Source organism: Amycolatopsis sp. NPDC051372 (assembly GCF_040682095.1).
Lineage (GTDB): Bacteria > Actinomycetota > Actinomycetes > Mycobacteriales > Pseudonocardiaceae > Amycolatopsis.
This window is the reverse complement of record NZ_JBFBAF010000006.1, coordinates 217,625-242,738: the sequence shown is the minus strand read 5'-3', so window position 1 is coordinate 242,738 and position 25,114 is coordinate 217,625. Positions and strand designations below refer to the sequence as shown.

General features: G+C 69.8%; 26 protein-coding genes. 16 read left to right on the top strand and 10 right to left on the bottom strand.

The features are described from left to right. Positions 1-18 precede the first annotated feature (18 nt). Positions 19-876 (bottom strand): CoA ester lyase, encoded by an 858-nt coding sequence (locus tag AB0M56_RS11985; RefSeq protein ID WP_364174019.1) that lies wholly within the window; start codon positions 874-876, stop codon positions 19-21. Between the two features lie 443 nt (positions 877-1,319). On the opposite strand from AB0M56_RS11985, the gene AB0M56_RS11980 reads away from it, so the two are divergent. The 3 genes from AB0M56_RS11980 to AB0M56_RS11970 are packed head-to-tail and all read left to right on the top strand — an operon-like array spanning position 1,320 to position 3,668. Continuing rightward, a complete protein-coding gene (locus AB0M56_RS11980) occupies positions 1,320-1,973 on the top strand; it encodes a hypothetical protein (RefSeq protein WP_364174016.1) in 654 nt (217 codons plus the stop codon). 41 nt (positions 1,974-2,014) lie between these two features. Next, positions 2,015-2,665, top strand: a complete 651-nt coding sequence (locus AB0M56_RS11975) for an NAD(P)H-binding protein (protein ID WP_364174013.1) — start codon at positions 2,015-2,017, stop codon at positions 2,663-2,665. Positions 2,666-2,708: 43 nt separating this feature from the next. Next, positions 2,709-3,668 carry a ribose-phosphate pyrophosphokinase gene (locus tag AB0M56_RS11970; protein ID WP_220245486.1) on the top strand — a complete coding sequence of 320 codons (960 nt, stop codon included), beginning with the start codon at positions 2,709-2,711 and terminating at the stop codon, positions 3,666-3,668. Between the two features lie 28 nt (positions 3,669-3,696). Here AB0M56_RS11970 and AB0M56_RS11965 read toward each other — a convergent pair whose 3' ends face one another. After that, positions 3,697-5,001, bottom strand: a complete 1,305-nt coding sequence (locus tag AB0M56_RS11965; RefSeq protein ID WP_364174009.1) for a D-arabinono-1,4-lactone oxidase — start codon at positions 4,999-5,001, stop codon at positions 3,697-3,699. 102 nt (positions 5,002-5,103) lie between these two features. Between AB0M56_RS11965 and AB0M56_RS11960 the strand changes: the two genes are divergently transcribed. Further along, positions 5,104-6,291 carry an amino acid deaminase/aldolase gene (locus AB0M56_RS11960; RefSeq protein ID WP_364174006.1) on the top strand — a complete coding sequence of 396 codons (1,188 nt, stop codon included), beginning with the start codon at positions 5,104-5,106 and terminating at the stop codon, positions 6,289-6,291. 347 nt (positions 6,292-6,638) lie between these two features. After that, the gene (locus AB0M56_RS11955) at positions 6,639-7,508 is read left to right on the top strand and encodes a MerR family transcriptional regulator (protein WP_364174003.1); all 870 of its coding nucleotides are present in this window, start codon (positions 6,639-6,641) and stop codon (positions 7,506-7,508) included. Here the strand turns inward: AB0M56_RS11955 and AB0M56_RS11950 are convergent. Beyond that, positions 7,481-8,107, bottom strand: a complete 627-nt coding sequence (locus tag AB0M56_RS11950; protein WP_220245489.1) for a TetR family transcriptional regulator — start codon at positions 8,105-8,107, stop codon at positions 7,481-7,483. The genes AB0M56_RS11955 and AB0M56_RS11950 overlap by 28 nt on opposite strands. A gap of 186 nt (positions 8,108-8,293) precedes the next feature. Between AB0M56_RS11950 and AB0M56_RS11945 the strand changes: the two genes are divergently transcribed. Next, the gene (locus AB0M56_RS11945; RefSeq protein ID WP_364174000.1) at positions 8,294-9,616 is read left to right on the top strand and encodes a GH1 family beta-glucosidase; all 1,323 of its coding nucleotides are present in this window, start codon (positions 8,294-8,296) and stop codon (positions 9,614-9,616) included. Beyond that, the gene (locus AB0M56_RS11940) at positions 9,609-10,874 is read left to right on the top strand and encodes an MFS transporter (protein ID WP_364173997.1); all 1,266 of its coding nucleotides are present in this window, start codon (positions 9,609-9,611) and stop codon (positions 10,872-10,874) included. Before AB0M56_RS11945 ends, AB0M56_RS11940 begins: the two co-directional genes overlap by 8 nt. Positions 10,875-11,221: 347 nt before the next feature. Here the strand turns inward: AB0M56_RS11940 and AB0M56_RS11935 are convergent, their stop codons facing one another. Both AB0M56_RS11935 and AB0M56_RS11930 read right to left on the bottom strand, forming a co-directional pair. Continuing rightward, positions 11,222-11,626 carry a hypothetical protein gene (locus AB0M56_RS11935; RefSeq protein WP_364173994.1) on the bottom strand — a complete coding sequence of 135 codons (405 nt, stop codon included), beginning with the start codon at positions 11,624-11,626 and terminating at the stop codon, positions 11,222-11,224. A gap of 13 nt (positions 11,627-11,639) precedes the next feature. After that, the gene (locus AB0M56_RS11930) at positions 11,640-11,984 is read right to left on the bottom strand and encodes a hypothetical protein (protein WP_285971254.1); all 345 of its coding nucleotides are present in this window, start codon (positions 11,982-11,984) and stop codon (positions 11,640-11,642) included. A gap of 318 nt (positions 11,985-12,302) precedes the next feature. Between AB0M56_RS11930 and AB0M56_RS11925 the strand changes: the two genes are divergently transcribed. Beyond that, positions 12,303-13,700: a helix-turn-helix transcriptional regulator gene (locus AB0M56_RS11925; protein ID WP_364173991.1), complete on the top strand. Its 1,398-nt coding sequence runs from the start codon at positions 12,303-12,305 to the stop codon at positions 13,698-13,700. Between the two features lie 37 nt (positions 13,701-13,737). After that, positions 13,738-14,625 (top strand): aminoglycoside phosphotransferase family protein, encoded by an 888-nt coding sequence (locus tag AB0M56_RS11920; protein ID WP_364174220.1) that lies wholly within the window; start codon positions 13,738-13,740, stop codon positions 14,623-14,625. Between the two features lie 239 nt (positions 14,626-14,864). Here the strand turns inward: AB0M56_RS11920 and AB0M56_RS11915 are convergent, their stop codons facing one another. The 4 genes from AB0M56_RS11915 to AB0M56_RS11900 all read right to left on the bottom strand — a co-directional run bounded on the left by AB0M56_RS11915 (position 14,865) and on the right by AB0M56_RS11900 (position 17,773). Next, on the bottom strand, positions 14,865-15,893 hold the full coding sequence (locus AB0M56_RS11915) for a CopD family protein (RefSeq protein WP_364173989.1): 1,029 nt from the start codon (positions 15,891-15,893) through the stop codon (positions 14,865-14,867). Continuing rightward, complete coding sequence (locus AB0M56_RS11910; RefSeq protein WP_364173987.1) at positions 15,890-16,459, bottom strand: copper resistance CopC family protein; 570 nt, start codon at positions 16,457-16,459, stop codon at positions 15,890-15,892. Before AB0M56_RS11910 ends, AB0M56_RS11915 begins: the two co-directional genes overlap by 4 nt. Next, the gene (locus tag AB0M56_RS11905; RefSeq protein WP_364173984.1) at positions 16,460-17,203 is read right to left on the bottom strand and encodes a YcnI family protein; all 744 of its coding nucleotides are present in this window, start codon (positions 17,201-17,203) and stop codon (positions 16,460-16,462) included. It abuts the gene before it with no gap. 75 nt (positions 17,204-17,278) lie between these two features. Beyond that, positions 17,279-17,773, bottom strand: a complete 495-nt coding sequence (locus AB0M56_RS11900; protein ID WP_364174217.1) for a hypothetical protein — start codon at positions 17,771-17,773, stop codon at positions 17,279-17,281. A 345-nt stretch (positions 17,774-18,118) separates the two neighbouring features. On the opposite strand from AB0M56_RS11900, the gene AB0M56_RS11895 reads away from it, so the two are divergent. The 6 genes from AB0M56_RS11895 to AB0M56_RS11870 all read left to right on the top strand — a co-directional run bounded on the left by AB0M56_RS11895 (position 18,119) and on the right by AB0M56_RS11870 (position 22,749). Further along, positions 18,119-18,766, top strand: a complete 648-nt coding sequence (locus AB0M56_RS11895) for an ABC transporter permease (RefSeq protein WP_364173981.1) — start codon at positions 18,119-18,121, stop codon at positions 18,764-18,766. Beyond that, entirely contained in the window at positions 18,759-19,946 is a 1,188-nt protein-coding gene (locus AB0M56_RS11890) for an ABC transporter ATP-binding protein (RefSeq protein WP_364173978.1), read from the top strand. The genes AB0M56_RS11895 and AB0M56_RS11890 overlap by 8 nt, the downstream gene beginning before the upstream one ends. Beyond that, the gene (locus AB0M56_RS11885; RefSeq protein ID WP_364173975.1) at positions 19,943-20,722 is read left to right on the top strand and encodes an ABC transporter permease; all 780 of its coding nucleotides are present in this window, start codon (positions 19,943-19,945) and stop codon (positions 20,720-20,722) included. Before AB0M56_RS11890 ends, AB0M56_RS11885 begins: the two co-directional genes overlap by 4 nt. Further along, positions 20,722-21,693: a glycine betaine ABC transporter substrate-binding protein gene (locus AB0M56_RS11880; RefSeq protein WP_364173972.1), complete on the top strand. Its 972-nt coding sequence runs from the start codon at positions 20,722-20,724 to the stop codon at positions 21,691-21,693. The genes AB0M56_RS11885 and AB0M56_RS11880 overlap by 1 nt, the downstream gene beginning before the upstream one ends. 98 nt (positions 21,694-21,791) lie before the next feature. Beyond that, complete coding sequence (locus AB0M56_RS11875; protein WP_220245503.1) at positions 21,792-22,361, top strand: NAD(P)H-dependent oxidoreductase; 570 nt, start codon at positions 21,792-21,794, stop codon at positions 22,359-22,361. 22 nt (positions 22,362-22,383) lie between these two features. Continuing rightward, positions 22,384-22,749 carry a helix-turn-helix domain-containing protein gene (locus AB0M56_RS11870; protein ID WP_364173968.1) on the top strand — a complete coding sequence of 122 codons (366 nt, stop codon included), beginning with the start codon at positions 22,384-22,386 and terminating at the stop codon, positions 22,747-22,749. 76 nt (positions 22,750-22,825) lie between these two features. Here AB0M56_RS11870 and AB0M56_RS11865 read toward each other — a convergent pair whose 3' ends face one another. Further along, positions 22,826-23,290, bottom strand: a complete 465-nt coding sequence (locus AB0M56_RS11865) for a DUF6474 family protein (protein ID WP_364173965.1) — start codon at positions 23,288-23,290, stop codon at positions 22,826-22,828. A 115-nt stretch (positions 23,291-23,405) separates the two neighbouring features. On the opposite strand from AB0M56_RS11865, the gene AB0M56_RS11860 reads away from it, so the two are divergent. Continuing rightward, the gene (locus AB0M56_RS11860; RefSeq protein ID WP_364173962.1) at positions 23,406-25,094 is read left to right on the top strand and encodes a TM0106 family RecB-like putative nuclease; all 1,689 of its coding nucleotides are present in this window, start codon (positions 23,406-23,408) and stop codon (positions 25,092-25,094) included. The last annotated feature ends 20 nt before the right edge of the window (positions 25,095-25,114 follow it).

The window sequence follows — 25,114 nt, the reverse complement described above, 5'->3', positions numbered from 1 at the left end:
GTCCGTCCCACGTGGGACTCAGCTGCCGACCGCCTCCGCCAGCGCCAGCACCCGCTGCGCTTCCTCCACATGCAGGTTCTCGATCATCCGCCCGTCCACCGTCACCACGCCCCGGCCGGCCGAGCGGGCCTCGTCGAAGGCGGCGATGACCCGGCGGGCGTGGTCGACCTCCGCGGGGGACGGGGCGAAGATCCGGTTGCACGGCTCCAGCTGCGACGGGTGGATGAGCGTCTTGCCGTCGAAGCCGAAGTCGCGGCCCTGGCGGCATTCGGCTTCGAAGCCCGGGCCGTCCTTCACGTCGTTGTAGACGCCGTCGAGGATGACCTTGCCCGTCGCACGGGCGGCGAGGACGGCCGTCGACAACGCGGAAAGCAGCGGCCAGCGGCCCGGGATGAAGGCGGCGTGCAGCTCCTTCGCCAGGTCGTTCGTGCCCATCACCAGCACCGTCAGCCGCGACGACGCGGCGGCGATCTCCTCGGCGTGCAGGATCGCGACGGGCGTCTCCAGCATCGCCCAGATCTTCGTCTCCTCGGGTGCGCCGCCGAGCTCCAGGGCGCGCTCGATGTTGTGCACCTCGCCCGCCGAGTTCACCTTCGGCACGACCACGGCGGCGGGGCCGGCGGACGCGGCGGCGCGCAGGTCGGCGTCGTGCCACTCGGTGTCGAGGCCGTTGACGCGGATGGCCACCTCGCGCGTTCCGTAGCTCCCCAGCGCGGCGCACACCCGCTCGCGCGCGGCTTCCTTCGCATCCGGCGCGACGGCGTCCTCGAGATCGAGGACGAGCGCGTCGGCCGGCAGGGTCTTGGCCTTCTCGAGCGCGCGTTCGTTGGCGCCCGGCATGTAGAGCACCGATCGGCGGGGCCGGATCTGCGTCATGCTCGCTCCTCACGCGACATAACTCGACGGGACCAGACAGGAATCGACGGTCGCCAAACCCTAATCCGGGCCGGTGTGACACCGCTGCGGCGAAGGTCACCGCCAACCGGGTGACCCCCTCCCACCTGCGACGTCCACAGTGGAACACGGCGCGGTTGCGCCGAATGGCGTAACGCGCTCGACTCTTGCCATGGTGGGGTTCCGGGCCGCGGGTAGTCGTTCGTAGGCGGTCCGTAACGCCACTCACCTCCGGCTCACTCGGTTGGCCGCACGGTCGGGCTGAAGTCCGACGACCGCCTACCGACCGGTCACCGACCGCTGAGCGCCGCCGATCGCAGCCACTCGTGCAACGTGAAGACCCCGTGCCGCCGCACTGGTACTCAAGTCATGTGCCCGTTTCACAAGGCACGCAGGGGTACAGGTTGTTGAAGGAGGCGGAACTCGTGGCGGCTACACCTCAGAACACCGAGCGCTCGACGGTCGCCGGTGGCGCGAAGCGCAGCCGGTCGATGCCGAGCCGGGTGGTGCCGCCGATCGAGCTCCCCGCGAGCGTCGACGAACTGGCGCGCAAGGCCGCGGCCCTTCTGGGCTGGAACGGCATTGTGCTGCCCGAGGCGACCCTGCTCGGCCGCAAGGTCAGCATCGTCGCCCGGCTTCGCACCGACGTGCACGCGGAGCGGATCGCGATGGGTGTCGGTCCCGTCGCCGATCGCGCCACCGTCGACACCTGGACCTGGCCAGAGCTGGCTGCGACCGCACCCGCGCCGGCCGCCGAGATCATCGGCGTCCTCGCGGTCGCACGGCACTGGCGGACCGCGATGGCCTCCGCGGTTCCGTTCGCACGTTACGGCGAGGCCGCGATGGTTCTCCCATCGCCTGCCGTACTGACGGAAGACTACGTGGCGAACTGCCTGCCGCGCGCTCGCGCGTACGGGCTCGCCATCGCCGCCGCCGACCCCCACGCCCAGGTCGACCTCGACCTCGAGGGCCGCACCGAGCGCATCCTCCTCGCCGAGGACCCCGTGTCGCGCTGGGTCAACGAAATGGCCTACGACCAGCTGCTGCGCACTGCCGAAGTCCCCGCCGACGTCGACTGACCGACCTGCGCGGGCTTCGCGACCGGACTACCGTCGGAATCATGCGAGTCGTCATTGCCGGTGGACACGGTCAGATCGCCCTTCGTCTCGAGAAGCTCCTGTCCGAGCGGGGTGATCAGCCCGTCGGGATCGTGCGCAACCCCGATCACGAAGGCGACCTGCTGGCCGCCGGAGCGGTGACCGTGGTGCTCGACCTGGAGCAGTCCGATGTGGACGCCGTCGCCGAGGTGCTCCGCGGGGCCGACGCGGCGGTGTTCGCTGCGGGCGCCGGGCCGGGTAGTGGCGAGGCGCGCAAGGACACCGTCGACCGCGCGGCCGCCGCGCTGTTCGCCGAGGCGGCCCAGAGTGCGGGCGTCCGCCGGTTCATCCAGATCGGCTCCATGGGTGCCGACACTCCCGACGCGCCGGACCTCGACCCGGTATTCCGCGCCTACCTGTACGCGAAGGCCGCCGCGGAGGAAGACCTGAAGGCCCGCGACCTCGACTGGACGATCCTGCGTCCCGGCGCGCTGACCAACGACTCCGGCACCGGCAACGTCAAGATCGCCCCCAAAACCGGCCGCGCCGCCGTGCCGCGGGAGGACGTCGCCGCCGTGGTCCTCGCCCTGCTCGACGCGCCGGCCACCGCGCGGCGCACGCTGGAGCTGATCTCGGGTGAGGACACGATCGCAGACGCGATCTCGGCGCTCTGACCTGCACCTCTAGGATTGGATCCGTACCCACCGGACCACAGAGATGGGGAATCCTTCCTTGCGGGACATCGCGGTTTTCAGCGGTAGCGCTCATCCCGAACTGGCGGCGGAGATCTGCACCCACCTCGGGGTGCCGCTGCTCCCGGTACAAGTCGAACGCTTCGCCAACGACTGCCTCCAGGTGCAGCTGCAGGCCAACTGCCGCGAGCGGGACGTCTTCATCATCCAGCCGCTGGTGAAGCCGGTGCAGGAGCACCTGGTGGAGCTGCTGCTGATGCTCGACGCGGCGCGCGGTGCGTCGGCGGCCCGCATCTCCGTAGTGATGCCGCACTACGCGTACGCGCGCTCGGACAAGAAGGACGCGCCGCGCATCTCCATCGGCGGCCGGCTCGTGGCCGACCTCATGGTCACCGCCGGCGCCGACCGCGTGCTCGCGATGACGCTGCACTCGCCGCAGGTCCACGGGTTCTTCTCGGTGCCCGTCGACCACCTGCACGCGCTGCACGAGCTGGCCCGGCACTTCCGCCAGTACGACCTGTCCAACGCCACCGTCGTCTCGCCCGACCTGGGCAACGCGAAGGAAGCGGCGCACTTCGCGCGGCTGCTCGGCGCGCGTGTCGCGTCGGGCACGAAGCAGCGCTACGCCGACGACCGCGTGGAGATCACGTCGGTGATCGGCGACATCACCGGCCGCGACGTGATCGTGCTCGACGACGAGATCGCCCGCGGCAGCACCGTGCTGGAGCTGCTCGACCGCCTGCGAGAGCTGAAGCCGCGCACGATCCGCGTCGCCTGTACCCACGGGTTGTTCGCCGACAAGGCGATCGACCGGATCGGCAGCCAGGAAGACGTGCTGGAGATCGTCTGCACGAACACGGTGCCGGTCGCGGTCGAGGAGCGCAGCGAGAAGCTGAAGATCCTGTCGATCGCGCCGGCGATGGCCGAGGCGATGCGGCGGATCCACAACGGCGAGTCGGTCAGCTCGCTGTTCGAACCGATCTGATCAACCCGGTTTGATCGGGCCGGTTTGATCAGATCGAGCCGAGCACCCGGTCCAGGTACGTGTTGGTGAACGTGCCGGCCGGGTCACACTCCTTGCGCACGCGCAGGAAATCGTCGAAGTGCGGGTAGCGCGTGCGCAGGGTGTGGGCGTCGAGGTCGTGCATCTTGCCCCAGTGCGGGCGGCCGCCGACCTGCGCGACGATCGCCTCGAAGCCCGCGAAGTACTCGCGGTAGGGCATGCCGACGAACTGGTGGATGGCGATGTAGGCCGAGTCGCGGCTGTTCGCCGTCGACAGCCAGATGTCGTCGGCCGCGGCCACGCGCACCTCGACGGGGAACATCACCGGGTTCTCGAGCCGCGGCACGAGCGCGCGCAGCTCGGCGAGCACGTCGAGCAGTGATTCACGTGGAACCGCGTATTCGGACTCCACGAACCGCACGCCGCGGTGTGTCACGAACACGCGGTGCGAGAGGTCGCTGTACTCGCGCGCCGAGAGCACCTGCGCGGCGAACCCGCCGAGCGGCTGCACGAGCTTCGGCACCGCGCGGCCGAGCCGGCAGATGCCGCCGAACGCGACGTTCTCCGTGAGCTCGTAGTCGACGAACTGGCGCAGCTTCGACAGCGGCTTGCGAACAGTGCCCAGCGGCTGCCGGTTGTTGCGCTTGACCAGGGCGTTCTTACCGTAGGGGAACCAGTAGAACTCGAAGTGGTCGCACGCGGCGGCGAACTCGTCGAAGCCTTCGAGCACCTGCTCCAGCGGCTCGGGCCGTTCCTGCGCGGTCAACACGAACGAGGGTTCACACTGCAGGGTGACGGTGGTGATCACGCCGAGGGCCCCGAGCCCGACGCGGGCAGCGTTGAACAGGTCTGGGCGCTCGTCGGCGGAGCAGGTGACGACGGAGCCGTCGGCTAGCACGAGCTGCAGCCCGACTATCTGAGCCGAGATGCCGCCGAAGCGCGCGCCGGTGCCGTGGGTGCCGGTGGAAATCGCGCCGGCGATGGTCTGTGCGTCGATGTCGCCGAGGTTCGTCATGGCCAGGCCGAGGCCGTCGAGTTCGGCGTTGAGCTGCTTGATCGTGGTTCCGGCGCGCACGGTCACGCGGTGGGTTTCGAGGTCGGCTGTCTCGATGCCGGTCCAGCGCGTGAGGTCGAGCGCGTCGCTTTCGGCGACGGCGATGGCCGTGAAGGAGTGGCCGCTGCCCCACGGCCGCACGCGGCGGCCGGCGTCGGCGATGCCGCTCACGACGTCGGCGACCTCCGCCGTGCTGCGGGGCCGGTGCACCCGTTGCGGGGAGGCCTTGGCGGTGCCGGCCCAGTTGCTCCACGGAGTCATCGCGCACCTTGTCGTCGCTGAGCTGAGTGTCCTTACGGTAATTGGTGGAACAGTAAGTGAATGAGATTCGCGTTTCAAGCGTTGTTGTCGTACCGTAAGTCCGTGACCACCTCTCCGAACGGCTACGACCTCGCGACGAAGGACCTCGACCCGCCCTTCGCGATCGTCGACCTGGACGCGTTCGACGCGAACGCCGACGACCTCCTGCGTCGTGCCGCCGGCAAGCCGATCCGGGTGGTCAGCAAGTCGGTCCGGTGCCGCTACCTGCTGGAACGCGTGCTCGCGCGCGACGGCTTCGAGGGCCTGATGTGCTACTCGCTCGCCGAGGCCGTGTGGCACGTGGAGCAGGGCACCACGCGCGACATCGTCGTGGCCTACCCGACGGCCGACCACGAGGCCCTGCGCCGCCTCGCCGCGTCGGACGAAGCGCGCGCGGCCATCACGATCATGGTGGATTCCACCGAGCACCTGAACCTCGTCGACGCCGCTCTCGGCCACGGCCACCCGGACATCCGCGTGTGCCTCGAGTTGGATGCGTCGTGGCGCCCGCTGCCAGGCGTCCACGTCGGCACGCGGCGCTCGCCGGTGTTCACCGTGAAACAAGCCGTGTCCTTCGCCCGCGAAATCGCCGCGCGGCCGGGCTTCGTGCTGAAAGGCCTGATGGCGTACGAAGGCCAGATCGCCGGCCTCGGCGACGCGGCCGGCAGCGGCGTGTCCAACTCCGTGATCGGCTGGATGCAGCGCCGCTCGGCCGCCGAGATCTCGCGCCGCCGCGGCGCCGTCGTCCGCGCAGTGCGCGACATCGCCGACCTCGAATTCGTCAACGGCGGCGGCACCGGCAGCATCGAAACTACCGGCGCGGAACCCGCCGTCACCGAAATCGCCGCCGGCTCAGGCCTCGTCGCCCCCACGCTCTTCGACGGCTACTCCCGCTTCCACCCGCGCCCCGCCGCGCTCTTCGCGCTGCCCGTCGTCCGCCGCCCGGCCCGCGACGTCGCCACCCTGTTCGCCGGCGGCTACATCGCCTCGGGCCCCGCGGGCGCCTCGCGCGTCCCCTCGCCCTACCTCCCGGCCGGTCTGAAACTCCTCGGCTTCGAAGGCGCCGGCGAGGTCCAAACCCCCGTCACCGGCCCCGCCGCCCGCGCCTTGCGGCTAGGCGACCGCGTCTGGCTGCGCCACGCCAAAGCCGGCGAACTCGCCGAACGCTTCGACGCCTACCACCTCCTGCGCGGCGACCAACTGGACCGCACGGTGCCGACTTACCGCGGGGAACACAAGAACTTCGGCTGAGGCACCACCACGACCTGGAACTCGCCCAGATCCTCGAGGCGCACGGGGTCGGGTGCGAGCGCGTCGAATCGAGGGCGCCGGGGCGGGTGGTGTACGAGGACCAAGGTGGGTCGCGCGGTGTGCCAGGCGCCTGGTGCGGCGGCGTGGTTCAAGGTCGGAGCGGAGGAGTTCGTCGCGCGGGTGCGGGGGACCTACGGGGGGACGCCCCGATCCCATTCTACCGGCTGGAAGTCGCACGGAGACCTCAACGGCCGAGTTGTCCACAACGGACACGAGTTGTGGACAACTCCTGTGGACAAACCGAAAAGCTTGCGCCTCCCACGGGGGGAGCAGGCACGCTGGTCTCTGTGGAAGACGACGAAGTTCTCTCGATCGGCGAGCTGGCCCGGCGGGCCAGATTGTCGGTCAAGGCGGTCCGCTACTACTCCGACGTCGGGTTGGTTCCCACGGCCGGCCGGGATTCGGCCGGGCGTCGGCGGTACAGCACGGATGCCGTGGCGCGCCTCGGAGTGGTTCGGACCTTGCGGGCGCTCGGGGTCGGGTTGAAGACCATTCGAGCCGTCGTCGGGCGAGAAGCAAAGCTGAGCGACGTCGCGGCCGGCGAGGCTGAGGCGATCGAAGCGTGGATCAAGGTGCTCCAGGTGCGGCGCGCGGTTCTGCTGGCCGTCGCGCGCAATGGAGTTGGGTGGGAGGAGGTCGAGATGGTGCACGAACTGGCCGCGATGTCGGCACAAGAGCGGCGGAATCTGATCAAGAAGTTCCTCGAGGCGGTCTTCGGCGGGTTGGACGCGCGGCTGGCGGGCATCGAACGCACTCTCACGCCCGAGCTCCCCGACGATCCCACCCCCGAACAGGTCGACGCGTGGGTCGAACTCGGCGAGCTCACCCAAGACCCGGAGTTCCGTACCGCACTCCGCGACCTGGCCGCCGCACAGCCCCGCACCCAACCGCCGGCCCGAGACGTCATCGCCGAAGTCGCCGGAATCAACCTCGAAGCAGACCCCCAAGGACCAGACGGCGCCGAAGCCCTCCACCACATCGACCCGACCCCGGCAGACCTGGCCCGCATCAACCAAGCCAAAGACCCCCGCCGGGACCGCTACCTCCGGCTACTGGCCACCATCAACGGCTGGGCCACACCAACTCCGCTCAGCCCAGCCCTCGAGTGGTTTGAAAAAGCCACCCGCCATCACTCGCCGAACTTGCTCGCCAAGTAACCCTTCACCACGTGCTTCGCCTCCGCCACGATCCGCTCGTCGCCCTGCGGGTCACGCCGGAACGCCAGCTTCAGCAGCGCGTCCGCGGTCTCGTTGGCGATGGCGATGGCGAACCGGAGCTCATCCGCCGGCCGGTCGACCTGCACCCGCAGGATGTCCACCAGCGAATCGACGATCACGGAGTTGTTGTCGCGCTCCTCGTCGAGGAGCTGGACGTCGATGACGTCGCCGAAGTGGACCTTGGAGAAGCCCGGGACCTCGCGGTGCATCCGCAGGTAGATGTCCAGCACGGAGTCGACGATGTTCCACCAGTGCTCGGGGTTGAGCTCCTTCAGCCGCTCGTTCACGGCGGCCACGAAGCGCTCGAGGTTGCGCTGCGTCAGCGCCTGGACGACGGCTCGTTTGTCGGGGAAGAACTGGTACAGCGAGCCCACCGCGACGTTCGCGCGTTTGGCGATCAGCGTGGTCGTCAACGCGTCGTAGCCGAGCTCGTCGATGAGCTGCGCGCTGGCGTCGAGCATCTGCTCCACGCGCTTGGCGCTGCGCTGCTGCACGGGCTTGCGCCGCAGCGGAGTGGTCTCCGCCTGGGTCTCCGACACTGTCGTTCCTCGGTCTTTCTCGCTGTTCTTGCGCTCCCCGTTCCGCCGGCAGCGGCGGAACCACTCGTCTGATCTGGGACTTTAGCGCCCTTGCGGGCTTCCCCCTGGACGAGTGACGACCTAGCATATGAGAACTTTTCACGTTCACCCGACCGGGTGGCCGGATGAGAAAGGTGTGTTCCGCCGGTGGACTATCCGACCTTCCCGCCTGAATTCCTGTGGGGTGTCTCGACCTCGGCGTTCCAGATCGAAGGCGCCACGGCCGAAGCCGGCCGTGGACCGTCCATCTGGGACACCTTCACCGCGACCGACGGCAAGATCGCCCGCGGTGAGGACGCCAAGGTAGCGGCGGACCACTACCACCGCTACTCCGAAGACATCGCCCTGATGGCGGAACTCGGTGTGGGCGCCTACCGGATGTCCATCGCCTGGCCGCGCATCCAGGCCACCGGCACCGGCAAGCCGAACGCTGAAGGCCTCGCCTTCTACGACAAGCTCATCGACGACGTGTGCGCCGCCGGCATCGCGCCCGCCGTCACCCTGTACCACTGGGACACGCCCCAAGCGCTCGAAGACGCGGGCGGCTGGCTCAACCGCGACACCGCGCACCACTTCGCCGAGTACGCCGCCATCCTCGGCGAGCGCTTCGCCGACCGGGTGAAGCTGTGGATCCCGCTCAACGAGCCCATGGTCATGTCGATCTACGGCTACGGCATCGGCGAATACGCGCCCGGCCAGTTCCTCCTGCTCGACGCGCTCCCGACCGCCCACCACCAGAACCTCGCCCACGGCCTCGCCACCCAGGCGCTGCGGGCCACGGGCGCCGAGAGCATCGGCACGGCCAACAACCACTCGCCCATCTGGCCCGCCGACGAAGACGAGGAAACCGAAGCCGCCAAGACCTGGCTCGACGCCCTCCTCAACCGCACGTTCGCCGATCCGGTCCTGCTCGGCACCTACCCCGAGCAGATCCACCCGCACCTTCCCGAGGGCTTCGAAAAAGATCTGCCCACCATTCACCAGCCGCTCGACTTCTACGGCGTCAACTACTACGAGCCCCAGGGCGTCGCGGCACCCGGCGAGGGGAATCCCCTTCCGTTCGAGCTGCGCCCGGTCGAGGGTTACCCGGTGACCACCAACGACTCGCCGATCGTGCCCCAGGGCCTGCGCGAGCTGCTGGTTTCGTTCCAGGACCGCTACCGCGAGCACCTCCCACCCGTGTACATCACCGAAAACGGCTGCAGCTTCGCCGACACACCCGACGAACACGGCCAGGTCCACGACCCCGAACGCATCGACTTCCTCGACGGCCACCTCCGGGCCCTGCGCGAAGCGATGAACGCCGGCGTCGACGTGCGCGGCTACTTCGTCTGGTCCCTGCTCGACAACTTCGAGTGGTCCAAGGGCTACGCACCCCGCTTCGGGCTCGTGCACGTGGACTACGAGACTCAGCGCCGCACACCGAAGGACTCCTTCGCCTGGTACCGAAAGCTGGTCCGCCATGAGTGACACGACCACCAACCGGCTTCCGGCAGCGCTGGCCGAGCCCGTCGCGCGGGTTCGGCCGGGCTGGATGAGCCTGCTGTTCTTCGCGAACATCGCGATGTGGCTGGGGATCTACGCGCCGATCCAGGTCCTGCTTCCGCAGCAGGCCGAGCTGCTCGACGCGGCCAACAAGGAAACCGTGTTCGGCGTGGTCACGGGCGTCGGCGCGGCGGTGGCGCTCGTCGCGAACCCGCTGGTCGGCCTCCTGTCCGACCGCACGGTCTCGCGCTTCGGCCGCCGCCACCCGTGGACCGTCCTGGGCGCCGTCCTCGGCGCGGCCGGGCTGCTGGTGCTGGCCGAGGCGCCCAACGTCGTCGTGATGACCATCGGCTGGTGCCTCGTGCAGGCCGGGCTCAACGGCATGCTCGGCGCCACGCTCATGTGCGGCATCGCCGACCGCGTGCCGGTCGGGCAGCGCGCGCAGGTCGGTGGGCTCGTCGGCATCGCGCAGATGCTCGGCACGGTGCTCGGTGCCGTGGTGGTCGTGGTGATGCTCGACGTGGCGGGCCTGCCGCTGGGGTACGCGGTGTGCGCGGTGATCGTGCTCGGCGGGGCCGGCGCGTTCGTGTTCCGCACGCCCGACGCGCGCCTGCCCCACGAGTTCCGGCCCAGCACCCGGTTCCGGAGTTTTCTCAACGACCTCTGGGTGTCGCCGCGCAAGCACCCGGACTTCGCGTGGGCCTGGGGCTGCCACTTCATGATCAACCTCGGCAACGCGTTCGGCACACTCTTCCTGCTGTTCTTCCTCAAGGACGCCGTGCACTACCCCTCGCCGGAAGACGGGCTGCTCATCATGATGGGCCTCTACGGCGTGGCGCTGGTGGTCGGCGCCGTGCTGGCCGGGCACTTCTCCGACAAGTCGGGCCGCCGCAAGCCGTACGTGCTGGCGTCCTCGGCCGTGATGGCGGTCGCCGCCCTGCTGCTGGTGGTGTGGCAGACGTGGCCGGCGGCGCTGATCGCGTCGCCGTTGCTGGGCATCGGGTTCGGCGTTTACATGGCCGTGGCGCTGGCGATGCTCACGCAGGTGCTGCCGGTCGCGCAGAACCGGGCGAAGGACCTCGGCGTGGTGAACATCGCCGGCTCGCTGCCCCAGGTTGTGGCACCGCTGCTGACGACGCTGATCCTGAAGTTCCTCGGCGGCTACCCGGCGCTGTTCGGGGCGGCGGCGCTGGCGACGGTCCTCGCGGGTGTGCTCGTCACGCGAGTGAAAGCCGTGCGTTGATCAGTCCGGCAACCACAGTGGTAATCGGGCAAACCCGATAACTCCGGGAAGTGGAACCGCGGGCCGGTGCCGGTCGGGGGAGGGGAGTGCAACGGCACCGGCCCGCGGAGTTTGTGGTCGTAGCCAGGGGGTTGGCCCGGCTGCGATGATCTTCAACCTAGCGGCGGATTTCGCCGTCCGCTAGGGCCTCCCGTGATAATTTTCGATTAATCGCAGTGAGGGCTGGGTAACCGGGACTGGTTCGTCTCGCTCGGGGGGACGGACGAACCAGCCCGCGGTCACGGCGAGAGTGCCGGTGCCGGTCCGACCGGGGCAGTCGGGTCCGGCGCTCGCTCGCCTGCTCGGGATCAGGCCGTGACGGCCCGGGGGTTCACCAGCGCGTGGCGGCCGGTGGTTTCGGCGGGCGTTGCGCGCCGCGCCTGGTTTGGGACGCGGCGACGGCTCGAGCGGCCCTCATCCTGCGTGCGGGCCTGCGGAGCGAGGCCGCCGGCGACGAGGTGCTCGTGCGCCACCTGCCACACCGAGCACGGCGCCTTGCAGCGGTGCCACCGGGTGGAGCACGTGGGGCAGTCGCCCCGCTCGTCGGGTTCGTGGGCCTGCAGCATCGCCCGCCAGCCTTCGGTCAGGCGCGGCAGTTCGGAGCGGGCCACCGAGACGAGCGACTGGGCGTCGGCGCGGGTCGCCAGGTCGGACAGCATGTCGAGGCGTTCCCAGACCGCGTTGCGGAGGACCTGCCCGAGTACCTGATCCATGGAGAGCTCACCGTTACCTTTCCGCCATTTTGGCGGCTTCGTTGAGAGCGGCCCTGAGCTGGCCGAGCTGACCGGATGTCAGGCGAGCGGTCTCGCCGGGAGGCGAAACGACGACGACCTGGTCGTTCTCCACGAACACCGTCACCGCGCGCTCGCGGCTGATGAGGTCGCCGCACTGCACGCGCCACACCAGCTGTCCGCCTTCGTAGTGACGGACACCCGCGGTGCGGGGGTCGGCCGCGGCGGAGGGGGTGACCGGCCGGGTCGCGGTCGCGACTCCCGGCACGCCCGGGGCGGGCCGCAAGGGCCGCATCGCGGTCCCGGCATGTCCTCCTGCGAGCGAGTCAACGAACTCCACTGGCCCTCCACCGCTCTCTCGTCCCGTGTGCACCTTGCGAGATGCACATCCGCGTCGTCGCCGGTCTCCCGGTCTTCGTCGCTCTCCGTGATCGCTACCGGTGTCCGGGCGGTGACGGAGATCTGACAACTACAGTGAAGTGAAACCGAGTGCGATAGAAGGTCGAAACCGCGTCATAGCGGTGACCGGGCGAGGTTCCACGGTAAGCGGTCAGTGGAGTTCGGCCGGGCCGATCAGACACACTGTCTGCTCGTTTCACATGCTTCTCGAGGTGTGCTTAGTCTGCTTCCGACGCCCAACGGACGGTGAGGGGTCGTTATGGACGCCAGTGCTGGCGACAGTGTTTCCGGTGGCACCGATGCCCGTCAGGGCAGCCCGGTTCCGCCCGATGCCTGGGAACAGCCGGAGATGCGCTCGGCGCTGGCGGCCCGGGAGGTCAGCGCGGTGTATCGCCTGTTGCGCAAGCACGGTGTCTCGCAGCGTCAGATCGCCGCGATGACCGGCCAGTCGCAGTCCGAGGTGTCGGAGATCCTCAAGGGTCGCCAGGTCATGGCCTACGACGTGCTCACGAGAATCGCCGACGGCCTGGGTGTCCCCCGTGGATACATGGGTCTCGCGTACGACGAGACCACGGCGATACGGGTCGTCGGTTCGTCCGACGGCCGGCAGGCTGAGGAGGACGAGTCCGTGAAGCGACGGAGGTTCCTCGCGCACGCCGCCCAGGTCACGATGGGTGCGGCGGTGTTCGGTCAGGAATCGGGGACGTGGTCCGCGGCCCCCGCGCGAACGCCCGCTCCCGGGCGCATCGGGACGACCGACGTCCGCCAGGTGGAGGCTGCGACGAGGGCGCTGCGCGCACTCGACTACCAGTACGGCGGCGGTTTCTGCCGCGACGCCGTGGTGGCGCAGTTGTCGTGGGGCCAGCAGATGCTCGAGTCCAGCGCGACCGAAGTGGTGAAGCAGCGCCTGTTCGTGGCGCTCGCCGACCTGCACAGCCTCGCCGGCTGGACCTCGTTCGACACCGGCCTGATGGACTCCGCCCGCGGCCACTTCGCCAACGCCCTCGACCTGGCCAAACAGGGCGACAGCCACCCACTCGTCGCCAACGTCCTCTACCGAATGGGCCGCGTCTACCTGCACAACGACGCCCCGAACGACGCGCTGAAGCTCTTCCAGCTCGGCCAGATCGCCGCGCAGGAGTCGGGTTCCGAGCTCGCCGTCGCGGTGCTCTGCGCCAACGAGGCCTGGGCCTACGCGATGATGGGCAACGAGGAGCAGGCCACGAAGCTGCTCGGCCGCAGCAAGGACGAGTTCGCGCGCGCCGACATCGCCAACGCCGAGTCGTGGGTGAAGTTCTTCAACGAGACCGACGTCTACGCGATGACCGGCACCGTGCACACCGTGCTGGCGCAGAAGAACCCCGAGCACACCAAGTACGCCATTCCGGCCCTGACCAGGGCTGTCGACTCCTACACCGACGACATGGCGCGCAGCAAGACGTTCATGCTCAGCGCGCTGGCCACCAACCACCTGCTCGACGGCGACCTCGACCACGGCGCCAAGGTGGGCAGCAAGGCCATCGACTACGCCGAGAGCATCAAGTCGGAGCGCGTGAAGGACCGCCTGCGCCCGCTGCAGGTGGAGGCAGAGCGTCGGCGCAACAACGGTGACGCCCGTGACCTCGCCGACCGGCTCAAGATCTTCTACGCCGCCTGACGTCGCCGAGAGCGCCGGTGGAGCCACCGGTCTCCCGGTGGACGGCCGGTTCACGCCCGCGAAGCTGCGCGAAGCGCTGACCGAAACGTGCGCGCTGCTGGGCCTGGACCCGGCCGGCGCGCGGCTGCTGCGGTTCACCAACAACGCGGTGTACGCGCTGGCCACGGCCCCGGTCGTGGTCCGGATCGTCGGCTCCACGCGGCTTCGCCACCGCGTCGGCACGGTCGTGTGCGTCGCCGAGCACTTCGCGCGCCACGACATCCCCGCGATTCGCCTGCTGGAAGGCATCGGCCAGCCCATGCACGCCGGGGCGCACCTGGTCACGGCGTGGCACGAGGTCCCGTCCGTCGGCCCCCCGGCCACACCCGCCGACCTGGCCGGGCTGCTGCGCCGCGTCCACGCGCTGCCGCCGCCCGCCGGGCTCGCCGAGTGGGCGCCGTTCGACGCGGTGCGCGCCCGCGTGTCCGACGCCGAGGAGCTCGCCGACGACGACCGGCGGTTCCTGCTGGAGCGCTGCGCCGAGGTCGAGGCGCAGCTGGCCGAGCTGGACTTCCCGCTGGCCAGGGGCTTCGTCCACGGCGACGCGTACCCGGGCAACCTGATCCCCGGCCCCGACGGACCGGTGCTGTGCGACTTCGACTCCTCCTGCGTCGGCCCGCCTGAATGGGACCTCACGCCGCTGGCCGTCGGCCGTGAGCGGTTCGGGGACCCGCCGGACCGCTACCAGGAGTTTTCCCGGGCGTACGGCTTCGACGTCACGGCCTGGTCCGGCTTCGCCGTGCTGCGGGCCGTACGCGAGCTGAAGCTCACCACCAGCGTGCTGCCGATCCTGCGCAGCCACCCGCAGGTGCGCCCCGAGCTGCGTCGCCGCCTCGACGACCTCCGCCAGGGCCGCACGGCCGCCGGCTGGGCGCGCTACCGCTGATCGGGACGAGTGGCCCGCGCCACATTCATGAGCTGCTGCACGTGCATTCGACGCCTGAAGAGGACCACTCGTCGCTTCCCCGAAGATCGCCCGCGGGGTCTCCGCGCGAGTAGAAAATTCGGTCCGGCCGATCGCCTCTAACGGAGGACTGCTAATCCCGTGGTGCAACTTGCAGCTACGTGCGGTGAGAACGAGCCGGTAACGGGCTCGGAAACACTCGGATTTCGAGCAAGTCGGCTTCAGGAAACGGCGACCGGCGCCCGCGTCAGCACGACCGCGAAGCCGAACGCCAGCCCCATCACCGTGAGCTCGAGCGTCGCCCACGACGCGATCGCCGTGCGGTTGTGGCGCACGATCTGCGGCATCAGCCGCCAGCGCAGGTTGGCCGCGAGCAAGGCGATCGCCCCGGTGCACGCGATCTTCAGCAGCACCAGCTGCCCGTACGGAGTGGTGAACACGCCCGCCCAGAAGCTGATGGTGGGGTTGGCCAGGATCTCGACGGCGCCGTTGAACACACCGGTCACCGCGGAGACGGCCAGGCACAGTGTCGCCAGCTTGGAGAACCGTGGTAGCGCGTGGGCCAGCAGCGTGCGGTTCGTCGCGAGCAGCACGATCATCGCGCCGAGGCCGCCGCACCAGGCGACGGCGCTCATCACGTGCAGCTCCATCGAGATCATCGTGTAGTCGTGCCACGACGAGTTTGACGCGTGGCCGGTTACCGGCAGCGGCAGCAGCGCGAACATGCCCACGCCCACGCGCACCTCGGCGGGCACCTTCTCGCCCTGGCGCAGCGCGAGGAACCCGAGCCCGGCGTGCAGCAGCGCCAGCACCGCGACGATCACGAGCGCCTTGCCCGCGCCGACTTCGGCGATGTACGCGCCGATGTCGCTCGCGGTCAGCGTGTCCTTGCCCGGCTTGTACTCCGCCGTCTGCAGGATCAGCGCGACCACGGAGCCGGCCGACCAGATCAGCGCGGCGGCGACGGCGGCCGGTCGGGCCCGCGCCATGATCGGCTCGGTGAGCTTCGGCCGGTCGTAGCCGACCATCACCGAAAGCAGGCCCAGCCCGATCGTGGCGACCGCGGCCAGGTCCATCAGCACGCGCACGACTGGGATGGCGGCCGAGACCACCTCGCTGGGCTCCACCACACCCGGGATGGGCGCCGACGCCGTGAGCGCGACGCCGATCAGCGCGCCCAGCAGGCCCGCCGTGACCACGCACAGCAGCGTGGACCAGCGGACCGCGGAGGTGATCTCGGCTCTGGTCACTGCTTCGTCTTCTCCTGGCTCGGCTCACGCCCGGTGCGCAGCGCGACGGTGAGCCCGATCGCGAGCAGCACCACCGCGCCGGCGATCCAGACCCAGATCGGGATGCCGGTCGAGCCGGAGGTCGAAGACGTCGCCGACGTACCGGCGGCCGGTGCCCCGGAGGCCTTGGCCGCGTCGACCTTCGCCGGCGTGCCGGTGCCCGCCTTGGTGAGCGTGAACGGGATCTCGCCCGACACCGGGTGCCCGTCGGCCGACAGGATCCGGTAGCCGACCGTGTACTTACCCGCCGGGCCGAGTGGCCGAAGCGGTGCGCTGATCACGTTGTTCTCCACGGTCACCGGGCCTTCGGCCCACTGGTTCCCGTCGGGTCCGGTCACCGCGATCTGGTTCACGTCAGCGTTCTGCACGTACTGGTCGAACGTGAGCGTGACCTTCGCCGGACCGGTCGCCACCGACGCGTTGTCGGCCGGGTCGGAGCTGATCAGCACGTTGTGCGCCAGCGCCGGGGTGGCCGTGCCCAGCAGGGCCACCCCGGTGATCGCCAGCGCGAGGAGCGCTTTCCGCATTTACTTGCTTCCTCCGGTGTTGCCGGTGCGGCGGGAGCGCAGGATCGCGCCGCCGCCGATGCCGAGCCCGAGTGCGCCGACGATCAGGCCGGCGCCGCCGAGCCAGCGGGCCGTGGTGTCCTCCGACGCGGGTGCCGAGGCCTCGGAGTCGCTGGTGCTGGCCGTCATGCTCGCGTGGTCGCCGTCCGCGGTCTTTGCGGCGAGCTTGACGGTGGGCGCGGGGTGCTCCGGCTCCTCACCGCCCGGCGTCGCCGTCTGGTCCCACGACACCACTTTGCCCGCCTCGTAGGTCTGGATGGCGGGGAACTCGAGCTGGTCCACGTTCGCGGGCAGCGGGCCCGCGCTGACCTCGAACTCCTGGAACTGGTTCTGCCCGATCTTGGTGCCGGTGTCGGCGGTCCAGACGACCTTGGTGACCGCTTCGGTGATCTTCGTGCCCGACGCGGTGGTCACCGGCTGGGGGAGCGACGACTTGGTGACCTGCGCGGTCCAGCCGGGGATCGGCTTGGTGCTCACGCTGCCGATGCCGTACTCGGGCTTGATGTCCACCTCGAGCTTGATGGTGCCGAGCTTCGCGTCCTCGTTGGGAACGCGGAAGAAGATGGCGCCGTATCCGCCCTTGGTCGCCGGGACGCCGTAGACGTTGGCGGTGACGTGGGCCGACGCGATGCCGGCGCCGAGCAGGCCGGTGATGCCGACGGTGGCGGCGAGAACGCCGGCACGCTTGAAGACGTGATGGGACACAACTGCTCCTGAACAGGGGTGATCCGGTGGAGCTCTTTCGGGGACTCCACCGGTGAGGGAAAGGGAAATCTGGGTTCAGGACAGGGCGGGTGGCCCGCGCCGGCCGCGGACGCGCCGCAGCTCGACGTCGAGGATCGCCACGGACCGGGCGGGTCGCGGCGGAAGGGTCACCGCCGCGCCGGCGGGCACGGGCAGTGGCGGCGTGAGGCGCGGCAGGACCGCTCGCACCACGTGCAGCACGGCGAGCAGCAACGCGTCGGCCCGTGCCAGCAGCAGCGCGGTGATCAGGGTGGCCACGGCGTGCGTGGCGGTCATCGTCCAGCCGCTCGCCCAGCCGGCGACCGGTTGGCCGTCGTGGTGCGCGAGCGTGGTGAGCACGAGGTGCATCACGAGCTGGCCGGCCCCGAGCACGGCGACGGTCGCGAGGCGGCCGCGGGCCTTGTCCGCGAACGCGGTGGCCGTCCAGCCGAGCAAGCCGGTGAGCAACACCGTGAGCGCCGGGTCGGGCAGCGCGCCGTCGGCAACGCTGTGGGCGGTGACCGCGAGTGACGCCGAGCTCGCTGCGAGCAGCCCGCCGCGGGCAGCGGCCAGCGCGCCGCGGTGCCGGGTCCGGGTGCTCACCGAGGCAGCTTATCGGCACTCCGACGCGTGAACGAGGGGTTTCAGCCTGTGAGCAGTGTCTCGGTGAACGTTCAAGTAAATGCTGGTCGGAGCGTTGCGATCAGGTGACGACCGCCCGGCCGGGCCACTCGCTTCGGTTGCCGATCGTCTCAGGATGCGAAACGGTGGCCTGACCAACGGTGAGACGGGAGGTTTGGGCCGTCTTCGTTGTGGGTAGTCACCCTCCCGGTTGACGAGCTACTCCGAACGGGTGACGTCTGGGGCTCCTCACTAGCGGCAGGAGATCGAATACGCATGAACCTCTTCGAGTACATCTCGGACCGGTGGGACAGGCTGTGGCTGCAGGCTTACCTGCACACGAGCATGGTTGTGCAGTGCACGATCCTCGCCGCCGTGCTGGGGGTGGCGATCGGTATCGCGGTGTACCGCAGCCCCATCGGCTCGGCGGTCGCCACGGCGCTGGCCAGCACGATCCTGACCGTTCCCTCGTTCGCTCTCCTCGGGCTGCTGATCCCACTCTCGGGACTCGGCTCCACCACCGCGGTCATCGCGCTGGTGCTCTACGGCCTGCTCCCGATCGTGCGCAACACGATCGTCGGCCTCGCCGGAGTCGATCCGGCGGTGACCGACGCGGCGCGCGGCATCGGGATGGGCCGGTTCTCCGTGCTCACCCGCGTCGAGCTGCGGCTGGCCTGGCCCGCAATCCTCACCGGCATGCGCGTCGCGACGCAGATGTTGATGGGCATCGCGGTGATCGCGGCCTACGCGAAAGGCCCCGGCCTGGGTTCCGAGGTCTTCTCGGGTCTCACCAACGCGGGGAGCGCCAACTCCCTCAACCAGGCCCTCGCGGGCACCGTCGGCGTCGTGATCCTCGCGCTCGTGCTCGACGCCATCTACGTCCTGATCAAGCGATTGACCGTACCGAGGGGGCTCCGTGGCTGAGCACGTTTCCGACGACCATGTCTCCGGCGCCGAGATCGAGCTGGAACACGTCACCAAGCGCTACCCGGGCACGCGCGCGCCCGCCGTCGATGACTTCTCGATGGTGGTGCCCGCCGGCAAGATCGTCGTTCTGGTCGGCCCGTCCGGCTGTGGCAAGACGACCACGATGCGGATGATCAACCGCCTGATCGAGCCGACGTCCGGGCGCATCACGATCGGCGGGGAAGACGCGCTGAAGCTCGACGTCGACACCCTCCGCCGCCGCATCGGCTACGCGATCCAGCAGGCCGGGCTGTTCCCGCACTTCACGGTGGCGCAGAACATCGGCGTGGTGCCGGGGCTGCTCGGCTGGGACAAGAAGAAGGTGACCGCGCGCGTCGAGGAGATGATGGACCTCGTCGGGCTCGACCCGGCCGACTTCCGCGACCGTTTCCCGCGCCAGCTCTCCGGTGGTCAGCAGCAGCGCGTCGGCGTGGCCCGCGCGCTCGCGGCCGACCCGCCGGTGCTGCTGATGGACGAGCCGTTCGGCGCGGTGGACCCCATCACGCGCGGCAACCTGCAGGACGAGCTGCTACGGCTGCAGACCGAACTCAAGAAGACGATCGTGTTCGTCACGCACGACTTCGACGAGGCTGTGAAGCTCGGCGACAAGATCGCCGTGCTCGGCAACGAGTCGAAGATCCTGCAGTACGACACCCCGGACGCGATCCTCGCCAACCCGGCCGACGACACCGTCGCCGGCTTCGTCGGCGCCGGCGCTTCGCTCAAGCAGCTGACTCTGCTGCGCGTACGCGACGTCGAGCTGCGGCAGAACGTGCTCACCACCGGCGTCGACGAGGCGCCGGCGGACGTCGCCAAGCGGCTCGACGAGAAGAGCAGGCAGTTCGTCCTCGTGCTCGACGCCCGACGCCGCCCGGTGCGCTGGGTGCATCGGCGTGAGCTCGCCGCGGCGACCTCGCTGGCCACCGCGGGCAAGCCGTTGCGTGACATCGTGAGCTTGCAGTCGACGCTGCAGGACGCGCTGGAGGCCATGCTCGCCGAGGGCGGTGGCGTGCCCGTCACCGGTCCGCGCGGCGAGTTCGCCGGCATGATTGAGCTGGACACCGTGATCTCCACGATCCAACAGCTGCGCGAAGTGCACGCCGACGACCACGAGCCGGTCGGAGGTGTGTCACAGTGACAGCAGTCGTCGAATCAGGCTTCTCCACCGAGTCCGGCTCCCGCGGCGCGGAGCGCTTCCGCCTGTTCGCGCAGCCCATCGCCGTGGTCGTGCTGGTCGCGGTCACGCTCGGCTGGGTGTTCGGCACCGGCCTGACCGCCACCGAGGCGACCACGCTCAACGCGACTTCGCTGCTCACCGCGTTGCGCGACCACGTCGCGATGACGCTGGTCGTGGTGGTGCTCGTGGTGCTGTTGGCCGTGCCGCTCGGCGTCCTGGTCACGCGGCGGTGGGCGCGGTTCCTCGCGCCCATCTTCCTCGCGATCGCCAACATCGGCCAGGCCGCGCCCGCGCTGGGTGTGCTGGTGCTGTGGTTCATCGTCACCGGCGCCGTCGGCGGGCTGTGGGTCGCGGCGCTGCCGCTGGCGTTCTACTCACTGCTTCCGGTGCTGCGCAACACGATGGTGGGCCTGCAGCAGGTGGACCCGGCGCTGATCGACGCCGGGCGCGGCATCGGGATGTCCTCGTCGGCCGTGCTGTGGCGCGTGGAGTTCCCGCTGGCGATCCCGCTGATCCTGGCCGGCCTGCGCACGTCGCTCGTGCTGGCCGTGGGCACGGCGACGTTCGGGATGTTCGTCAACGCCGGCGGTTTCGGCCTGCTGATCGACACCGGCTACAAGCTCAACCTCACGAAGGTGCTGATCACCGGCTCCGTGCTGGCCGTCGCGCTGGCGCTGCTGGTCGACTGGCTGGGCGCGGTGGCGGAACAGTTCTTCGGACCGAAGGGGCTGCGCTGATGAACGTCCTCAAGAAGGCGGGCGCCCTCGCGGGGGCGGCGCTGCTCGCCGGGACGCTCTCGGCGTGCGGGCTCGACCTCAACACGTCCGTGCCGTACTCGATCCAGCCCGGTTCCATCCAGCCGACGCCCGGCGTGCAGGGCGTGCGCGTGGTGGTGGGTTCGAAGGACTTCACCGAGAACATCATCCTGGGCTACATGGCGGAGATGGCGCTGAGCGCCGCCGGCGCCGACGTCGTGGACCTCACCGACATCAAGGGGTCCAACTCGTCGCGCCAGGCGCTGCTCAACGGGCAGACCGACGTCACCTGGGAGTACACCGGCACCGGCTGGATCAACTACCAGGGCAACGAGCTGCCGGTGCCGGGCGGCGAGCAGGCGCAGTACGACGCCACAGCGAAGGCCGATGCCGAGAAGAACGGCGTCACGTGGCTCAAGTACTCGCCGCTCAACGACCAGTACGCCTTCGCCACGACCGACGCCTACGCCAAGCAGAACAACCTCAAGTCCACCACCGACCTGGCGAACTTCCTCAAGCAGAAGCCCGATCAGGCGCGGTTCTGCCTGGAGACGGAGTTCACCAGCCGCCAGGACGGCTTCCCGGCGGCGGTCAAGGCGTATGGCTTCCAGAATCCGAAGATCGAGAACTTCGGCATCGGCACGATCTACTCCGCCGTGGCCAACGGCACGTGCCCGGTCGGCGAGGTGTTCACCACCGACGGCCGCATCTCGGGGCTCAACCTGCGCGTGCTCGAGGACGACAAGAAGGCGTTCCCGCAGTACAACGCCGCGGTGACGATGCGCACGGACTTCCTGAACCAGCACCCCGCGCTGCGCGGCCCGCTGGAGAAGGTGACCGCGGCGATCGACAACGCGCAGATGGTGCAGCTGTGCAAGCAGGTCGACGTCGACGGCGAGGACGCCGGCGTCGTCGCGCACCAGTGGATGATCGACAAGGGGTTCATCAAGTAAGCAGCCGGGCGCGGGCCGTTCACTAAGGAATGCTAAGTTGCTCAGGAATCCTTAGTCGAGCGGCCCGCGTTTTGCCGGGTCGGGAGGAGGCGGAGGCGTTGCCGAAGCTTGAGATCATCCTGGCGAGCACGCGGCCGGGCCGGGTGGGCCTGCCGGTCGCGAAGTGGACGGAGTCCGCGGCGATCGAGCACGGCGGCTTCGACGTCGAGCTCGTGGACCTCGCTGAGGTCAACCTGCCGTTCTTCAACGAGCCGAAGCACCCGCGCCTCGGTCAGTACGAGCACCAGCACACGAAGGACTGGAGCGCGAAGGTGTCCGAAGCGGACGCGTTCGTCTTCGTGATGCCGGAGTACAACTACGGCTACAACGCCGAGCTGAAGAACGCCATCGACTACCTGCACAACGAGTGGAAGTACAAGGCCGTCGGCCTGGTCAGCTACGGCGGCGTCGCGGCAGGCACGCGCGCGGTGCAGCAGATCAAGCAGGTCGTGACGACGCTGCGCATGACCCCGGTGTTCGACGCGGTGTCGGTGCCGTTCGTGCAGCAGTTCATCAGCGACGAGGGCGAGTTCGTGCCCAACGAGATCGTGAAGACCTCGGCCAAGGCCATGTTCGACGAGCTGGTGCGGGTCACCGCGTCGCTGGCGCCACTGCGCTCGGGCGACTGACGCCTGGCGAGGGGAGCGGGCGATGGTCGAGCACGGTGAACCTGGGCACGCCGACGACGTCCACCAGGTCTGCACGCGCTTCCACACGGCGATCGAGCTGATCGGCACGCGCTGGACCGGCGCGATCCTGCGCGCGGTGTTCACCGGCAGCCACCGCTACGCCCAGATCAAGGCCGCGGTGCCGGGTGTCAGCGACACGATGCTGGCGCAGCGGCTGCGGACGCTGGAGGAGGAGGGCCTGCTGGAACGGCAGGTCCTCGCCACCACGCCCGTGCAGGTCGAGTACCGCCTCACGGCGAAGGGCCTGGACCTCGAGCCGGTGGTCGACGCCGTGATCACCTGGTCGCACAAGTGGATCCCGCTGCCGCCGGGAACCTCGGTTTCTTGAGCGGGTTGTCTTGAGCAGGGCTGTCTTCGGGGCGATCGAGCCGCTCACCACTTCGGGTGAGCGGCCCGGCTCGCGCTCAGACGCCGAGCCGGTGCAGCAGCTGTTCCTCCAGGGAGTCGAGCTCGCTAGCGACCGCGCGGTGCGCGGCCTTGCGCCGGGTGGCGGGCATCCGCTCGGCCGCGCGGACCGTGGCCGAGAGCTGTTCGAGCGTGCCCTGGGTGTCGGTCGCGAACTTCGCGTCGGCATCGGTGGCCTTGCTCGACTTCCTGAGCTCGCCCAGGCCCTGCACGAGACCGGCGATCCGCGCGTGCAGCGCGGCACCGCGGCCGGAGAATTCGCCGAGCTGGTCGACGGCGACGCCGAGCTTGCGCGCCTGGTAGCGGTCGTACAGCTCCCGCGCCGCGCCCGCCGCGCGCACCGCGTACGGCGCTACCACCGGGATCACGGCCGGCCCGAGCACCTTGGCCACCGCGATCGCGTTCTTCGCCTTCTTCGGGGTGATCCGAGCTTCACCCGCGTCCTGCTTGGCCTTGCGCGCCATGGCCCACCTCCTACTACTCGTCGTGGTCGAACTTACTGGTCCGAGTGGGGCCGGGCATGTCGGCTCGCAGCACGGAAAGGCAGTTCTGTCGGTGGGGGCGGATAAGGTGATCGTCATGGGTAACGAGGTGCTGCTCGACGCCGGCGCGGTCAGTCGCTGCCGTCGTCGTGTGCATCTGGAGCACGACCCCGCGATGCGCGACGTTCCGCTGCCGCCGCCGGATCCCACGGCGCAGCAGCGGATCGCCGACGCGACGGCGCACCGCGAGGCGATCCTGCAGCGCCTCATCGCCGCGACCACCGATGCCGCGGGCCGTGATGTGACGAGTACTGATGCGACCAGTGCCGACGTGACCTGGGCGCGCATCCCGCGTGACTTGCCCGCGGCAGATCGGGTGCGGCTCACGGAGGAAGCCTTCGCCGAGGGCGCGCGGTTCATCTGGGGCCCGCTGCTGCAGGCCGACCCGGTCGGGCACCGGCGCGGCGGCGTCGACCTGCTCGTGCGCACCGCGACCGGATACGTGCCGGTGCTCGTGGTGCGCCACCGCATCACCGACCGCGGCCAGGGTGCGCCGACCACCGGGCTGACCGACCTCGACCCGGCGCACCGCACGCCGGACGAGACGCGCAAGGTGCGCTCGCAGCCACGCGACCAGCTGCGGCTCGCGCACCTGCGGCGGATGCTCCAGACGTACGGGCGGGCCGAGACCGGCCGCGCTGTCGGCGGTGTGATCGGGCTCGACGCCGATGTGGTCGTCTGGCACGACCTCACGGCCGGCACCTGGCCCGGCGGCCGCAGCGCGCTGGCGGAGTACGACGCGCGCTTCGCCGACCGCCTCGCCGTGGCCACCGCGGCCGCGACCGGCGGCGAACCGCTGGCCATGCCCTCGCGCGTGCTGGAGTGCCGGCGCTGCCCGTTCTGGCCGACGTGCGAGGTGCAGCTCACCGAGACCCGCGACGTCAGCCTCGTGGTGCGCGGCGAGGACGCCGGCGAGCTGCGCCGCGCCGGCGTGTCCACTGTGGACAAGCTGGCCGCACTCGACCCGGCCGCCGAGGCGCCGCCGATGAACTGGACCGGCGGCACGTTCGCCGACGCGATCATGCTCGCGCGCGCATGGCTCGCCGACCTCACCGTGGTGCGCCGCACGCCGCAGGTCGAGGTGCCGCGCGGCGACGTCGAGGTCGACGTCGACATGGAGAGCTTCGGCGACGCCGGGGCGTACCTGTGGGGCACGCTGCTCTCGGGCGCCGACATCGGTGTCGAGCAGGGCTACCGCGCGTTCGCCACGTGGGAGCCGCTGCCGACCACGGACGAGGCGCGCTCGTTCGCGGAGTTCTGGGCGTGGTTCACCGACGTGCGCGAGCGCACGCTCGCGGCCGGGCTCACGTTCCGCGCCTACTGCTACAACGCGCTGGCGGAGAACCGCTGGCTGTTCGGCTCCGTGGAGCGCTTCGGCGACCACCCGGGGATTCCGGCCAAGAAGGACGTGCAGTCCTTTGTGGACTCCGACGAGTGGGTGGACCTCTTCCGCAGCGTCACCGACCAGTTCCTGTGCTCGCGCGGCAAGGGACTCAAGGTGATCGCCCCCGTCGCGGGCTTCCGGTGGCGCGACGCGGAGGCCGGCGGCGAAGCGTCGATGCGCTGGTACCGCGACGCCGTGGGCATGGACGGCGAGACCCCCGACGACACCCAGCGCGAGCGTCTCCTGCAGTACAACGAGGACGACGTGCTGGCCACCAAGGCCTTGCGCGAGTGGATGTCCGATCGGGCACAAGTCGAGGTGCCTTTCATGCTCGATCTCTGATCCGCGGGCCGGTGCGCAGT